Origin of the sequence: Amycolatopsis sp. NPDC088138, assembly GCF_044741685.1 — a bacterium.
Taxonomy (GTDB): domain Bacteria; phylum Actinomycetota; class Actinomycetes; order Mycobacteriales; family Pseudonocardiaceae; genus Amycolatopsis.
Map to the genome: position 1 here is coordinate 902,241 of NZ_JBIUTB010000001.1, position 12,596 is coordinate 914,836.

The following is a 12,596-nucleotide window of genomic DNA, read 5'->3' on the forward strand; positions in this document are numbered from 1 at the left end:
CCGCATGACGATCACCCACGTGCAGTTCCTGACCCTGCCCGTCGCCGACCACGCCCGCGCGCGGGACTTCTACGTCGGGAAGCTCGGCTTCGAGGCGCTCGTCGACCGGCGCACGCCCGAGGGCGGCCACTTCGTGATGGTGGCCCCCCAGGGCGCGCGGACCGGCTTGGTGCTCACCGACCAGCAGGTCACCGGGATCGAGGCCGGGCCGCGGCACTTCCAGCTGCAGACCACCGACCTCGACGCGGACGTCGCCGCGCTGCGGGCGGCCGGGGTCGAGGTCGCCGAGCCGGAGGAGCGGCCGTGGGGCCGGGCCACCTCGTTCCACGACGTCGACGGCCACAGCGTCGGCCTGCTCGAGGCGTCCGACTTCGGCAACTGGCCGCGCTAGTGCCGGTCAACGACGACGTCTTCGCCGCGCTGGCCAGCCCCGCGCGCCGGGAGGTGCTGCGGCTGCTGCTCGACGGCCCGATGGCCGCGGGCGCGATCGCCGAGCGGTTCGCGATGGCCCGGCCCAGCCTCTCGGAACACCTTCGCGTGCTTCGGGAGGCCGGCCTGGTCGACGAACAGCGGCAGGGCCGCAACCGCGTCTACCGTCTGGAAGCGGCACCGCTCGAAGAGGTCGCGGACTGGCTCACGCCGTACGAACGCTTCTGGCGGAGCAAGCTCGCCAACCTGCGTGACCTGCTCGACGAGGAAGAGGACCTGTGACCGACGACGACCCGACCGCCATCCACGTCGACCAGTTCCTCGCCCACCCGGCCCGCAAGGTGTGGCGCGCGCTCACCGAACCGGACCTGCTGGAACGCTGGATCAACATGCCCAACGACTTCGAACCCGTGGTGGGCCACCGGTTCGAGCTCTTGGCCGAGCCGGTGCCCGCGGCCGGGTTCGCCGGCGGACCGGTGGCGTGCGAGGTGCTGGAGGTCGAACCGGAACGCAAGCTCAGCATCCGCTGGGGTCCGCAGTGGACGGTCACCTGGCGGCTCGAGCCCGAAGGCACGGGCACCCGGCTCTTCCTCAGCCACGAGGGCTTCGACCCGGACGACGAGTTCCAGCGGATGTCCCGGCGGATCATGGGCAGCGGCTGGCGCTCCCACGTGCCGCGGGCCCTCGCCCGGCTGCTGGACACGCTGCCGGAGGACACACGGCTACCATCGGGTGGTGACCCCCGCCGCCGCTGACCCCCACGCGTCGAAGCCGCTGCGCGCGGACGCCCGGCGCAACCGGGCGCGCGTGCTGGACGCCGCCGAGACCGTGTTCGCCACCAAGGGCACCGGCGCGCCGACCGAAGAGGTCGCCCGCGCGGCCGGCGTCGGCATCGGCACCGTCTTCCGGCACTTCCCGACGAAGGAAGCCCTCCTCGAAGCCGTGCTCTACAACCGGCTGCAGCGGTTCGTCGACGAGGCCGAAACCGTCGTCGCGGCGGACTCCGCCGACCCGGGTGGCGCCTTCTTCACGTTCCTGACCAGCTGGATCGAGATGTCCAGTGCGAAGAACGCCTACTTCGAAGCGCTCACCGCGGCCGGGGTCACCGTGCCGAAGACCGAGTCCGACGTCGGCGCCCGGCTGATCGAATCGCTGGGTGTGCTGCTCTCGCGGGCCCAAGGCGCCGGCGCGGTCCGCGACGACCTCGTCGTCGGCGAGCTGATCACGGTGATCATCGGCACCGCGCGGGCCGCCGAGTACGCCGGCCCGGACGCGCGCCTGCGCGACCGGGCCGTGGCGATCCTCTTCGACGGGCTGCGCCCGCGCGCGTCAGCGGGGGAGAGCCGCTGAGCCGACCGGCTCGAGCGTCGGCCGCTTCGCGGTCATGGTGTCCCCGGACGACTCGCCACGCAGGCGCCGCCGCACCCACGGCACGGCGTGCTCCTGCGCCCAGCGGAGGTTCTGGCTGCGCCGCTCGGCCGGGCTGAGCACCTCACGCGGGCCCAGCTCGGCCGCGGTGAGCGGGTGCGGCACACCCAGGACGTCCAGCACCGCCATGGCGACCTCGGTGTGCCCGGAAGCGTTGAGGTGCAGGCGGTCCGGGGCCCAGCGCCGCCGGTCGCGCAGCTGCCGCATGGCCCACATGTCCACCAGCAGCGCGCCGTGGCGGGCGGCGATGCCGCGGACGTTCTCGTTGTAGATCGCGACCCGGCCGCGGATCGTGCGGAACAGCGGGTCCTCGACCCCGTCGACCCCGGTGAACAGCACGAGCCGGGCGCCGGTCGCGCAGATCCGGGCGACGGCGGCCTCATAGGCGTCCGTCAGCGCGTCGACGTCGACCTTCGGCCGCATCAGGTCGTTGCCGCCCGCGTAGAGCGTCACGAGGTCGGGCTCCATCGCCAGGGCCGGCTCGAGCTGCTCGGCGAGCACCTGGCCCAGCAGCTTCCCGCGGATGGCCAGGTTGGCGTACCGGAAGCCCGGCTCGTGGGCCGCGAGCTCCTCGGCGACGCGGTCGGCCCAGCCGCGCACGCCGTTCGGAGCGGCCGGATCGTCGTCCCCGACGCCTTCGGTGAACGAGTCCCCCAGTGCCACTAAGCGCTTGCTCATGTGATCCAGTCTAAGCAGCGACGCCGATCACCCTCGGACCCGGTTCCGCCCGTCGCGGAATCCCTGGCTCGGCTCCGGCCCGGGCCGGTACACGGGAAGCATGACGGCTTACGACGCGATCGCCGAGTGGTACGAGACGTCCTTCCTGGCCGGGCAGCGCGAAGATCCCCTCGCCATCCGGCCTGCCGTGCGCGAACTGCTCGGGCCGGGCGACGGGCCCTGCCTCGAGGTGGGCTGCGGGACCGGCGTGCACGCCGAGCTGATCCGGTCGCTCGGCCGGACCCCGCTCGGGGTCGACGTCTCCGAGGGCATGCTGCGGTACGCGTCCGGCCGGCTGCCGGTCGCGCGTGGGGACGCCGTGGCCCTGCCGTTCGCTTCCGGGTCGCTGCCCGCCGTCGTGGCCGTCATGGTGCACACCGACATGCCCGCCTACCCGGCCGTGCTCCGCGAAGTCGCCCGGGTCCTGGCGCCCGGCGGGGTGTTCGTGCACGTCGGCGTCCATCCGTGCTTCTGCGGCGGGTTCGCCGACCGCTCCGACGAACGCGCCGTCGTGATCCGGCCCGGTTACCGGGAGGCCGGCTGGACGACGGCGTCGTGGACCGACCAGGGCCTGCGCGACAAGGTCGGCGCCGCCCACCTGCCGCTGCCCGACCTGCTGCACGCGGTCCTCGAGGCGGGCCTGACGTTCGAGCGCTTCGCCGAGGGCGGCGAACCCAGCCCGATGGTTCTCGCCTGGCGCGCGGAAAAATCTCCTGGCCGATTGTCGAATGCCGTCGCGCCCGGATGACGCCCTCGTAAGAGACACGAGGGAGCTGGACATCATGGGCAAGGAATTCGAAGTCGGGTTCGAAGGCACGCTGGCCGCCACGCCGGAGGACTGCTGGCGCGCGGTCACCGTCGACGCCGGGAGCTGGTCGTGGCCCATCCGGTACGAGCCGCGTGTCGGCGGCGCGGAGACCGGGCTGACGTTCTACGGCGGCGAGGTCACCGTGTGGGAACCGGGGGAGCGCTTCGCGACCCGCTGCGAGAAGGACGGCTGGTTCAACCAGCTCGACTACACCTTCGAACGCCGCGGCGACGGCACCCACCTGAAGTTCGTGCACCGCGGGGTGTTCCTCGAGGACTGGGACACCAACTACGACGCTTGCCGCCGGCACACCGCGTTCTACTACCACTCGCTCGGCGAGTACCTGAAGCACTTCAACGGCCGCCCCGCCGAGTACGCGATGACCGAGGCGCCCGCGTCGTCCGCGAGCCCGGACGGTTTCACCAAGCTGAAGAACGCGCTCGGCGTGCCCGGTGACGTCGCCGTCGGAGACCACGTGGCCGACCTCGACGGCGTCGTCGACTACGTGACGCCGGCCTTCCTCGGCGTCCGGACCGCGGACGCGCTCTACCGCTTCTACGGCCGCAACGCCTTCGGCTGGCCGATCGGCGTCGGACGGCACCTCTTCGGCGGCACCGACGTCCGTGACTGGGAAGAATGGCTGGAGGGGGTGTTCGGCTAGGCCGTGAGCTGCCGGGCGCGGTGGTCGGCGACGTGGACGCGGGTCGCGCAGCGGGTCGAGCAGAACCGGCGGCGGCCGTTGCGGGACGTGTCCACGTACGCCGTTTCGCAGCCTTCGCGGCCGCAGATGCCCAGGCGGTCCGGCGCCTCGCACACCAGGTGGGCGAGGCCGCCGGAGGTGTAGGCGCGGACGCGGCCGACCGGACCGGCGTCCTCTTCGGAGTAGTGCAGATGGGGCGGTTTGCCGTCGTGGCTGGTGATGTACGGCCGGCACGCCGACTCCGCGAGCAGCTCGTTCACGAGCCCGACGCGGTCGGCGGGGGTCGCGGCGAACACCGGGCGCAGCCGGGCGGCCCAGGCGCCGATGCGCGTGGCCTCGTCGTCGGTCAGCGCGGTGATGGACATGCCGTTGCGGACCATGGCGTCGAACAGATCGCCCGCAGGCCCCGCGTTGACCAGTGCGGCGGCGACCTGTGCCGCCGGCCCGCCGTAAGGGTTGAAGTGCACTAAGTCATTACAGCACGATCGGGGCATGGACACCAACCGCTGCCCCCGCTGCGGCTGGCCGCTCGCCGAACTGCCCGCGGCCCAGCCCGTTTCCCGCCGGCTCGAGTACGTGCACTGCGTCTGCGGCAGCTGGCTCGCCCGCCTCGACGGCCAGGTCGTCGGCGCGACCAAAGGGCAGCTGACCCGGTGACTCAGAGGTCGAGCACGCCCGCCGCGTTGTCGTCCCACTGGTCGACGCGGCGGATGTACTCGTACAGCGCGCGGCTGCCGCGCACCCAGCGGCCCTGGTCGGCGATCGCGAGGTCGTCGGCCCCGGCCCGGCGCGCCTCCGTGGCGAACCCGGACCGCAGGGAGTGCCCGGTCACCGGGTACGGCAGCCCGGCGCGGACGCCGGCCCGGGTGAGGATCTGGTTGACGCCGGTCGTGCTCAGCGCCGGCACGCCGACGTTGCCGTGCCGGTCGACCCGGCGGAACGCGGGCCCGTCGCTGATCCCGGCACCCGAGCGCCACGCGTGCCACGCCCGGACCGGGTCGGTGTCCGGGCTCTCCCGGCGCGGCACGACCATGTCACCGGTGCTCTTGCCGTGCCGCACGGTCACCGACAGGCCCCGGCCGTCGACCGGCTCGACGTCGGTGACCAGCAGGTTCGCCAGGTCCGAGCACCGTGCGGCGATGGGGAACCCGATCAGCAGCATCGCCCGGTCACGCGCGCCGGCGAGGGTGTCGGGGCAGGCCCGCGACATCGCCCGCAGGTCGGGCAGCGTGACCATGGTGGCCTTGCCGCGGCCGCGCTTGACGCCTTCACGCGCGAGCCGCTGCCGATAGCCCTTCAACGCCCGCCAGGCCGCGCGGCTCGCCTCGGTGTCGATGACGACCTTGTGGTGCCGCAGCCCGGCGAGCGCGCCGGTCAGCCGCCGTTCGATCGTCGACGGCGCCGCCGGGGCCGCCCGCTCGGGCACCTCGGGCACGGCACGTTCGTCCGGCCGCAGCGTCCGGCCGCGTTCGAGCCACACGACGAACCCGGTCAGCGCGCCGATCGACGCCGACAGCGGCGGGATCCCGGTCTCGGCGGTGTAGTCCTGCCACACCTGCCAGTCCTGCGCGTACGCCTTGAGCGTGTTCGGCGGCCGCTGCCCGTCGACGTGCCGCGCGGCGGCTTCGTCCAGCAGCGCGAGCCGGTCTTCCGGGCTCGCGGCGGCCAGGGCCGCGTCGGTCACCGGTTCCAGGTCGCCAGGCACGCGCCGAGGTTACGGGATGTCGATCTCCGCGGGCAGGAACCCGCCGAGGGCGTCGGCCACCGCTTCGGGGCATTCCAGCGTCTGGATGTGCGGCGCGCCGGCCAGTACCTCGAACCGCGCCCCGCCGCCGATCCGGGCGGCGATGGCGGCCATGCCGTCGACCGGGATCGACGCGTCCGCGCCGCCGGCGATCGCCAGCGCGGGCGCCTTGAAATCGCGAAAGCGTTCGTAGACGTCGAGGCCGCCGTAACCGCGCCAGATCGAGGCCCAGGTGGCCGGATCGAACGAGGCGACGCACTCACGGGCGTACCGCACGCCTTCGGTGTCGGCGTCGAGCGCGGCCGCGGTGAACCACCGTTCCAAGGTCGGCTCGATCAGCGCGGCCATGCCCTCGGTCTCGGCGATCCGGGCGCGCTGCTCGAACGCCTCGGGCACCGGCCGGTCGGGCGCGGCCATCAGCGTCAGCGACGCGGCCTCCGCGTGCGCCCCGCCCAGCGACAGCCCGGCGATGTGCGCGGTCTCCACCTTGAGCGCGTCCAGCACTGCCATTAGGTCGGCGGCGGTGCCGTTCATCGTGAACGGCTTCGGCCGCTGTCCCGTGGCCGCGGACGTCGTACGCGAACACCCGGCGTCCCTCGGCGAGCCGGTCGAGCACGGATCCCACATCCGCCGGTGCAAACCGAGGGAGTGCGTGAATCCTCATGCCATGATCCTGCCGTGACGCGCTACCTGCTCAGCATCTACCAGCCCGACGGCCCGACCCCGCCGCCCGAAGTACTGGCCGAGGTCACCAAGAAGCTCGACGCGCTCAACGCCGACCTCAAGGCGGCCGGGGCCTGGGTGTTCGCCGGGGGACTGCACCCGCCGTCGTCCGCCACCGTCGTGCGGGCCGGGGAACCGCTGCACACCGACGGGCCCTTCGCCGAAGGCCGGGAACACCTCGGCGGGTTCACCATCATCACCGCACCCGACCCCGACGCCGCCCTCGCGTGGGGTCGCCGGCTCGCCGACGCCGTCGCGCCGCTGCCCGTCGAGGTGCGGCCCTTCAACGACGGCGCATGAGCGTCGAACGCGTCTTCACCGAGGAGTACGGCCGGGCGGTGTCCGTGCTGGTGCGGGTCTTCGGGAGCATCGACATCGCCGAGGAAGCCGTCCAGGACGCGTTCGCCGAGGCCGTCCGGCGCTGGCCGGACACCGGTGTGCCGCCCAGTCCGGCCGGCTGGATCATCACCACCGCCCGCAACCGGGCCATCGACCGGCTGCGCCGCGAGGCCGCGCGCGAGGACAAGCACGCCCAGGCCGCGCTGCTGCAGGCCGAGGCCGAACCCGTCGACGAGGGCGTCGTCCCCGACGACCGGCTCCGGCTGATCTTCACCTGCTGCCACCCGGCGCTGGCCCGCGCCGGTCAGGTCGCGCTGACCCTGCGGCTGCTCGGCGGCCTGACCACGGCCGAGATCGCGAGGGCGTTCCTGGTCGGCGAACCCACGATGGCCCAGCGCATCGTCCGCGCGAAGAACAAGATCCGCGACGCCGGCATCCCGTACCGCGTCCCCCAGGACGCCGACCTGCCCGACCGGCTGTCGGCGGTGCTCGCCGTGCTCTACCTGATCTTCACCGAGGGCTACACGGCCAGCGCCGGCGACGAGCTGGTCCGCGAAGACCTGTGCCGCGAGGCGATCCGCCTCACCCGCGTGCTGAGCGGCCTGATGCCGGACGAACCCGAGGTCTGGGGTCTGCTCGCGCTGATGCTGCTCATCGACTCCCGGCGCGCCGCCCGGACCACCGCCGACGGCGACCTCGTTCTCCTCGCCGACCAGGACCGCTCCCGGTGGGACGCCGGCCTGATCGCCGAGGGGCAGGAGATCGTCCGCCGCTGCCTGCGGCGGAACCAGCCGGGCCCGTACCAGGTCCAGGCGGCGATCAACGCCGTGCACAGCGATGCCCCCACGGACTGGGCGCAGGTCAAGCAGCTCTACGACCAGCTCCTCGCGCTCGCCCCGACCCCGGTGGTGGCGCTCAACCGGGCGGTCGCCGTCGCCGAAGTTGACGGGCCCGCCGACGCGCTGGCCCTGGTCGACGCCCTCGACCTCGCCGCGTTCCCCCTGTTCCACGCGATCCGCGCGGACCTGCTCGACCGCCTGGGCCGAGCCGGCGACGCGGTCGCGGCGTACACGACGGCGATCGAGCTGACCGGCAACACCGCGGAAAAGGCGCTGCTGGAACGGAAACTCGCTCAGGCCGCGGCCACACCCCAGAGGTGACCCCGCGGGTCGCGGAACCCGCCCCGGCCCGCCCCCGCGGACTCGGCGTCCCCGCCGTGGTCCCGGACCGCGTCGAGCACGCTGTCGACGTCCTCGACGGCCAGCACCGGGCTCGTGTAGTCCACCGGCGACTCGCACAACCGTCCACACCGGACGCCCTCGGCCGTGATGCCGTCGTCGAACCGCCAGCCGAACAGGCCGCCGTAGAACTCCTCGGTGGCGGCGACGTCGGTGCTGCCGATCTCGAAGAACCGCATGACGTTGGTGCTCGACGGTGCCGGCTCGAGTGTCCCCTGTGGACGTTCCCGCAGCGTGAGCGGGTTGCCGAGCACGTCGGCGACCATCGCGTCCGCGCCGCCGCCGGGCGTCTCGGCCACCGGTCTCAGCACGTCGGCGCCCAGCTCCTCGGCCCGCTCGGCCGACGCCGTCACGTCCTCACACGGTACGCTCAACGCGAGCGCGTCGCGGTGCCGGTCGGCGCGCAGCGCGCCCATCACCCCGGCCGAGTCGTGCGGGCTGATGCGCTCGTAGCCGGGCGCGCCGATCACCACCGGGAAGGCCCAGTCGAACACCTCGCGGTGGAACCGGCGGCTGGCCCACGGATCGGTGCTGATGATCTCGAACCAGTCGGGTGCCCCGGCCATCGTCACCAGCTCCAGCCGCGTTCGGCGGGCGGGGTCCAGACGTTCGCCTTCTGCAGGTACGGGAAGACCTCGCCCATCAGCTGGATCTGCTCGGCGTCGTACATCACCGGCAGGAACATGAACCCGCGGACGCCGGTTTCGCGGTGCAGGTCCAGCAGCTGCTCGGCGACCGTCTCCGGCGAGCCGACCAGCACCTTGCTGCCGCAGGCGAGGCCGAGCGTGCGGGCGATGTCGTCGAACTCGCCCTCGTAGTTCTCCTGGTAGGTCTCGCTGCCGCCCATCAGCTCGGTCGCGATGTCGCGCGCGGCCCCCATGTCGAGCGAGTCGCGGACCCACGCGAACTTCTCCTGGGCGTCGGCGTCGGTCCTGCCGAGCAGCACCCCGACCGCGCCGGCCATGTTGACGTCCACCGGGGACCGCCCGGCCGCCTCGGTCCGCTCGGCGAGCGAGTCGACGGTCTTGCGGACCTTCGAGTAGTCGTCGGGCAGCGGGGTGAACGCGAAGTCGCAGGTGCTCGCGATCAGCTCCTGCCCGGCCGCCGACACCCCGGCGTTGAACAGGCACGGCCACGGCTGCTGCTCGATGTGCGGGCCGATCAGGCTGCCGCGCAGGTCGTGGTACTCGCCGTGGAACTCGACGTGCTCACCGCGCGCCGCCCACAGCGTCTTGACCGCTTCGACGGCCTCGGCGGTGATCTTGTACCGCAGGTCGTGGTCGGTGTCGGTCGGCGCGCCGAGCAGCTCGGCCTCCGGCGTCTTCCAGCCGGGCACGATGTTCCAGCCCCAGCGGCCGCCGCTGAGCGCGTCCAGGTTGGCGCCGAGGCGGGCGATGACACCGGGGGAGAGGTAGCGGGTGTGCATGGTGGTGACGACACCGATGTGCTGCGTCGCGGCCATCACGACCGGCGCGTAGATCGGCGCCGAGATGTGCGGCTGGGCGTGCCCGATCCGGGCGCTGTTCTCGCCGTGGGTGATGTAGCCGTCGGCGAAGAAGACGTAGTCCATGCCGATGTCTTCGACGCGGCGGGCCAGGTCCATCTGGGTGGCCGGGTCGAGCGAGTCCGGGTTGCGGTCGGCGACGGCTTTCGACGTCGCGGTGGGGGTCGGCGAGCTGAGCCACATGAAGCCGAATCGCAGCTGCCCGTCGGGGAGGCGGTCCTTGGTGGTTCCACGGGACATGCGCATCTCCTGTCGGATAGTTGTTCTTCTTTCAGGTCAACGGGAAACGCCGAAATCACTTGGCGTGGTCGAGATCCGCGCGCAGATATTCGGCGGTGTAGGACTTCTTGTCCTTGAGCAGGTTCTCCGGGGTGCCCTCGAACAGCACCCGGCCACCGTGCCGGCCGGCCTCCGGGCCCAGGTCGATCACCCAGTCCGCGTGCTTGACGACGTCGAGGTCGTGCTCGATCACCACGACCGTGTTGCCGCCGTCCACCAGCCGGTCGAGCAGGTCGAGCAGGTGCCCGATGTCGGCCATGTGCAGGCCGGTGGTCGGTTCGTCGAACAGGTACACGTTGCCGGTCTCGCGCAGCCGGTGCGCGAGCTTGACCCGCTGCCGCTCACCACCGGACAGCGTCGACAGCGGCTGCCCCAGCGTCAGGTACGACAGTCCGACCTCGGTCAGCAGCTCCAGCTTCTTGGTGATCGGCTCTTCGGTGAAGTAGCCGAGGGCCTCCTCGACGGTCAGCGCCAGGACTTCGACGACGTTCTTGCCCCGCAACGTCTTGTCCAGCACCTCGGGCCGGTAGCGCCGGCCGTCGCAGGCCTCGCAGATCGTCGTCACCGGGTCCATGTAGGCCAGGTCGGTCTCGATGACCCCGCGGCCCTTGCACTCCGGGCAGCCGCCTTCGGAGTTGAAGCTGAACAACCCCGGCTGCGCGTTGTTGGCCTCGGCGAACAGCTTCCGGATCACGTCCATGACGTCCAGGTAGGTCGCCGGCGTCGATCGTGTCGAAACCCCGATGGCCGACTGGTCGATCATCACCGCGTCCGGGTGCTGCCGCCGGAAGGATCCCGAGATCAGCGTGCTCTTGCCCGAGCCCGCCACCCCGGTCACCACGGTGAGCACGCCGGTGGGCACGTCGACCGACACGTCGTGCAGGTTGTGCAGGTCGGCCTTCCGGATCGGCAGCTGCCCGGTCGGCTCGCGGAAGCCCTCCTTGAGGCCCGGGATGTGCGTCAGGCACTTGCCGGTGAGCGTCGACGCGCGGCGCAGCTGCTTGACGGTGCCCTCGAACACGACCTCGCCGCCGTGCGTGCCGGCGCCCGGGCCCATGTCGACGACGTGGTCGGCGATGTCGATGACGTCGCGGTCGTGCTCGACGACCAGCACGGTGTTGCCCTTGTCCCGCAGCGCGCACAGCAGCTCGTTGAGCCGGTGCACGTCCCGCGGGTGCAGCCCGACGCTCGGCTCGTCGAAGACGTAGGTGAGGTCGGTGAGGCTGCTGCCCAGGTGCTTGACCGTCTTGAGCCGCTGGCCCTCACCGCCCGACAGCGTCGAGGTCTCGCGGTCGAGGCTGAGGTAACCCAGCCCGATCGACTCGACGCGCTCCAGTGCCGCGAGCGCGCCCGCGAGCACCGACTTCGCCGCCGGGATCTCGATCGCCTTCAGCTCGGCGATCAGCTCGCTGACCTCCAGCGCGCAGTGGTCGGCGATGTTCTTGCCGTTGATCTTCGACGCCAGCGCCGCCTTGTTGAGGCGGCCGCCCTTGCAGACGGCGCACGGGCCGGCGACGACGATCTTCTCCACCTCGCGGCGGTCGCGTTCCTTGAGCGTGTCGAGGCCGTTCTTGAGGTAACGGCGGTTGAGCTTGACAACGACACCCTCGTATTCGTTCGAGTAGTTCTGCCGCTTGCCTGAGCGGTCCACCCGGAACCCGCCGCCGTGCAGCAGCAGCTCCCATTCCTTCTTGGTGAACTTCTTCAGCGGTTTGTCCGGATCGAACAGTCCGGACTGCGCGTAGAGCTGCCACATGTAGGTGCCGATGGCGAACAGCGGGGAGTCCAGCGCGCCTTCGTTGAGCGTTTTGTCCTGGTCGATCAGCAGGTCCAGGTCCAGCTTGGTGGTCTTGCCCAGACCCTGGCACTCCTCGCACATGCCCTGCGGGTCGTTGAACGAGTAGAGGTTGGACGACCCCGCGCTCGGCTTGCCGTACCGGGAGAACAACACCCGCAGCATCGCGTGGATCTCGCTCATCGTGCCGACCGTGGAGCGGGCGTTGCCGCCGATCGGCTTCTGGTCCACCACGATCGCCGTCGACAGGTTCGACATCCGTTCCGCGCGCGGGCGTTCGTGCTTGGGCAGCCGGTTGCGGACGTACCAGCTGAAGGTCTCGCTGAGCTGCCGTTGGGACTCGACGGCGATCGTGTCGAACACGATCGACGATTTCCCTGAGCCCGACACGCCCGTGAACACGGTGATCTCGCCCTTGGGGATGCAGAGCGACACGTTCTTCAGGTTGTTCTCGCAGGCACCTTCGAGCACGATGTGGCCGCCGGTGCGCCGTGTCTGCTGGTTGGCCATGACCTGCGCCTCCTCGTCCCGGGGCCGAAGCCGCGCGACCCGGTGGTCGGCTGGACGATTGATTGCCGTTCGGCAATCACTTTACCATCCCGAGTCCTCCGCGGCAGCGCACGGACGACCGGTCGCAGGCCGGGACCGGCGCGTGGCCTGCGGGCGAACGGAAGGTGATATCCTCGGATCTTCCGATTGCGGTGCGCTTTCCCTCGAAAGCGGAGGTGGGTTATGACCAAGTTCCACGGTTCCCCGACCGCTCCGCCGGGCCCGCCCGGCGAACTCGAGAACGCGTTGTCCTACCTGCAATGCGTGCTGGTGGCGCGGCGCACGCGCGCGACGCCGGAGAAGATCACCTGGTCGCAGTACGACGTGCTCGAAACCCTGCGGA

15 protein-coding genes and 1 pseudogene are annotated in these 12,596 nt (G+C 71.6%); 9 read left to right on the top strand and 7 right to left on the bottom strand.

The annotated features are described in order from the left end of the window. Positions 1-4: 4 nt before the first annotated feature. From ACIOD2_RS04145 to ACIOD2_RS04160, 4 genes are read left to right on the top strand one after another with little or no spacing between them, the layout of a single operon-like run. On the top strand, positions 5-391 hold the full coding sequence (locus tag ACIOD2_RS04145) for a VOC family protein (protein ID WP_400534145.1): 387 nt from the start codon (positions 5-7) through the stop codon (positions 389-391). Next, a complete protein-coding gene (locus ACIOD2_RS04150; RefSeq protein ID WP_323328049.1) occupies positions 391-711 on the top strand; it encodes a metalloregulator ArsR/SmtB family transcription factor in 321 nt (106 codons plus the stop codon). The genes ACIOD2_RS04145 and ACIOD2_RS04150 overlap by 1 nt, the downstream gene beginning before the upstream one ends. Then, positions 708-1,184, top strand: a complete 477-nt coding sequence (locus ACIOD2_RS04155; protein WP_400534148.1) for an SRPBCC domain-containing protein — start codon at positions 708-710, stop codon at positions 1,182-1,184. Before ACIOD2_RS04150 ends, ACIOD2_RS04155 begins: the two co-directional genes overlap by 4 nt. Next, complete coding sequence (locus tag ACIOD2_RS04160) at positions 1,165-1,779, top strand: TetR/AcrR family transcriptional regulator (RefSeq protein ID WP_400534151.1); 615 nt, start codon at positions 1,165-1,167, stop codon at positions 1,777-1,779. Before ACIOD2_RS04155 ends, ACIOD2_RS04160 begins: the two co-directional genes overlap by 20 nt. On the opposite strand, the gene ACIOD2_RS04165 is transcribed toward ACIOD2_RS04160, so the two are convergent. Further along, positions 1,759-2,535 (bottom strand): SGNH/GDSL hydrolase family protein, encoded by a 777-nt coding sequence (locus ACIOD2_RS04165; RefSeq protein WP_400534154.1) that lies wholly within the window; start codon positions 2,533-2,535, stop codon positions 1,759-1,761. The genes ACIOD2_RS04160 and ACIOD2_RS04165 overlap by 21 nt on opposite strands. 100 nt (positions 2,536-2,635) lie before the next feature. Here ACIOD2_RS04165 and ACIOD2_RS04170 point away from each other — a divergent pair, with 100 nt between their 5' ends. Together ACIOD2_RS04170 and ACIOD2_RS04175 are read left to right on the top strand one after the other, a co-directional pair. After that, a complete protein-coding gene (locus tag ACIOD2_RS04170) occupies positions 2,636-3,322 on the top strand; it encodes a class I SAM-dependent methyltransferase (protein ID WP_400534157.1) in 687 nt (228 codons plus the stop codon). A gap of 34 nt (positions 3,323-3,356) precedes the next feature. Next, positions 3,357-4,043 carry an SRPBCC domain-containing protein gene (locus tag ACIOD2_RS04175; RefSeq protein WP_400534160.1) on the top strand — a complete coding sequence of 229 codons (687 nt, stop codon included), beginning with the start codon at positions 3,357-3,359 and terminating at the stop codon, positions 4,041-4,043. On the opposite strand, the gene ACIOD2_RS04180 is transcribed toward ACIOD2_RS04175, so the two are convergent. Beyond that, positions 4,040-4,549: a CGNR zinc finger domain-containing protein gene (locus tag ACIOD2_RS04180; RefSeq protein WP_400534162.1), complete on the bottom strand. Its 510-nt coding sequence runs from the start codon at positions 4,547-4,549 to the stop codon at positions 4,040-4,042. The genes ACIOD2_RS04175 and ACIOD2_RS04180 overlap by 4 nt on opposite strands. Positions 4,550-4,574: 25 nt before the next feature. On the opposite strand from ACIOD2_RS04180, the gene ACIOD2_RS04185 reads away from it, so the two are divergent. Further along, entirely contained in the window at positions 4,575-4,739 is a 165-nt protein-coding gene (locus ACIOD2_RS04185; protein WP_400534165.1) for a hypothetical protein, read from the top strand. A gap of 1 nt (position 4,740) precedes the next feature. On the opposite strand, the gene ACIOD2_RS04190 is transcribed toward ACIOD2_RS04185, so the two are convergent. Beyond that, positions 4,741-5,787, bottom strand: a complete 1,047-nt coding sequence (locus ACIOD2_RS04190; protein WP_400534167.1) for a site-specific integrase — start codon at positions 5,785-5,787, stop codon at positions 4,741-4,743. Between the two features lie 9 nt (positions 5,788-5,796). Then, positions 5,797-6,471, bottom strand: a pseudogene (locus tag ACIOD2_RS04195) (alpha/beta fold hydrolase); the annotation flags it as partial. A gap of 33 nt (positions 6,472-6,504) precedes the next feature. On the opposite strand from ACIOD2_RS04195, the gene ACIOD2_RS04200 reads away from it, so the two are divergent. Both ACIOD2_RS04200 and ACIOD2_RS04205 read left to right on the top strand, forming a co-directional pair. Continuing rightward, positions 6,505-6,849 carry a YciI family protein gene (locus ACIOD2_RS04200; RefSeq protein ID WP_400534170.1) on the top strand — a complete coding sequence of 115 codons (345 nt, stop codon included), beginning with the start codon at positions 6,505-6,507 and terminating at the stop codon, positions 6,847-6,849. Then, positions 6,846-8,048: an RNA polymerase sigma factor gene (locus ACIOD2_RS04205; RefSeq protein ID WP_400534173.1), complete on the top strand. Its 1,203-nt coding sequence runs from the start codon at positions 6,846-6,848 to the stop codon at positions 8,046-8,048. Before ACIOD2_RS04200 ends, ACIOD2_RS04205 begins: the two co-directional genes overlap by 4 nt. Here ACIOD2_RS04205 and ACIOD2_RS04210 read toward each other — a convergent pair. From ACIOD2_RS04210 to ACIOD2_RS04220, 3 genes are read right to left on the bottom strand one after another with little or no spacing between them, the layout of a single operon-like run. Continuing rightward, positions 8,021-8,692, bottom strand: coding sequence for a VOC family protein (locus tag ACIOD2_RS04210; protein WP_400534176.1), 672 nt, complete (start codon positions 8,690-8,692; stop codon positions 8,021-8,023). The genes ACIOD2_RS04205 and ACIOD2_RS04210 overlap by 28 nt on opposite strands. 2 nt (positions 8,693-8,694) lie before the next feature. Further along, positions 8,695-9,870, bottom strand: coding sequence for an LLM class flavin-dependent oxidoreductase (locus ACIOD2_RS04215; RefSeq protein WP_400534178.1), 1,176 nt, complete (start codon positions 9,868-9,870; stop codon positions 8,695-8,697). 55 nt (positions 9,871-9,925) lie between these two features. Next, the gene (locus ACIOD2_RS04220) at positions 9,926-12,214 is read right to left on the bottom strand and encodes an ATP-binding cassette domain-containing protein (protein ID WP_400534181.1); all 2,289 of its coding nucleotides are present in this window, start codon (positions 12,212-12,214) and stop codon (positions 9,926-9,928) included. Positions 12,215-12,596: the final 382 nt, after the last annotated feature.